Here is a 1,332-nt window from a genome sequence, read left to right as displayed (position 1 = left end):
GGCGCACCGTTGGGCAGCGCGCCCTTCTTCTCCTCGGCCTTGAGGATGTTCACCGCCCGCTTGTAGCCGGCCAGCAGGTTCGCGCCGTCGTCGGTCTTCAGGAAGGCGTCCAGCGCGCTAACCCGCGCGACGATGCGCACCAGGTCGTCGTCGCCGAGGGCGAAGATGGCGGCCACCAGGTCGTGCCGCTGACCCCGGTCGCGCAGCCAGACCTCGAGGCGGTCGGCGAAGAAGGCCGTGACCTCCTCGACCACCTCGTCGTAGGGGCGGAAGGCATAGAGCACCTCGCCCGTCGGCTTCTCGCGCTCCAGGCGGTCGAACACCAGGTCGACTTCGCGATCCATCGCGACCACCTGCGGCGGCCCGTCCAACAGCGCCTCGTCGAACTCGCGAAGGTAGGTGTCGAACTCGCGGCTCTTGGCGCGCCCGCCGGCGCCCAGATGCGCAGTGACCTTGCCGGTGGCCACCCAAAGCGCGCGGCCCGGATCGACATAGCAGCGCAGCGCGCGATACCAGGCAGCCACAGCCTCGCGCAGCGGGATGCGCAATTCCGAGCCCAGAACGATGCGGATGACCCCGAGCGCCGCGCGGCGCAGGGCGAACGGGTCGCGCGAGCCGGTGGGCTTCTCGTTGATGGCGAAGAAGGCGACGAGCGTGTCGAGCTTTTCCGCCAGCGCGAGCGCCATGGTCACCGGACGGTCGGGAACCTCGTCATTCGCGCCTGCCGGCTTGTAGTGGTCGCGGATCGCCTCGGCGACCAGGGGCGAGACCCCCTCGGCGGCGGCATAGTAGCCGCCCATGACGCCCTGCAACTCCGGAAACTCGCCCACGACCCCGGTGACTAGGTCCGCCTTGGCGAGGCGGGCGGCTTGGACAGCCTTGGCCGGGTCGGCGCCGACCTTGGGCGCCAAGGCCCCCGCGATCATCTCCAGCCGCTCTACGCGCTCGTACAGGGCCCCCAGCCTGGCGTGGAAGGTGACGCCCTTCAACTTCTCCAGCCGGTCTTCCAGCTTTGTCTTGCGATCCTCGTCATAGAAGAACCGCGCATCGGACAGCCGCGCCCGCAGCACCTTGGCGTTGCCCAGCGCGATGGTCTTGCCGCCGTCGGTGGCGTCGATGTTAGCCACGGCGATGAAGTGCGGCGCGAGCTTGCCCGTCTTTGGGTCGCGCACCGCGAAATAGCGCTGGTGCACCCGCATCGACGTGCGGATCACCTCCGGCGGCAGATCCAGGAAGTCCGGGTCCATGTCGCCCAGCACCGGGACCGGCCACTCCACCAGCCCCGCCACCTCGTCGCGCAGACCCTGGGCCTCCACGCACTCCAGATTGCGG

At 69.5% G+C, this 1,332-nt stretch carries 1 protein-coding gene; it reads right to left on the bottom strand.

Annotated features, from left to right (window positions below):
* Positions 1 to 1,277: glycine--tRNA ligase subunit beta (gene glyS / locus QZV94_RS21030; RefSeq protein WP_293681512.1), on the bottom strand; the 1,277-nt coding region annotated here is incomplete at its 3' end.
* Positions 1,278 to 1,332 lie beyond the last annotated feature (55 nt).

The sequence above is a fragment of the uncultured Phenylobacterium sp. genome (assembly GCF_902826855.1).
Taxonomy (GTDB): domain Bacteria; phylum Pseudomonadota; class Alphaproteobacteria; order Caulobacterales; family Caulobacteraceae; genus Phenylobacterium.
The sequence above is the reverse complement of the archived record's forward strand: the minus strand, read 5'-3'. Positions and strand labels throughout refer to the sequence as shown.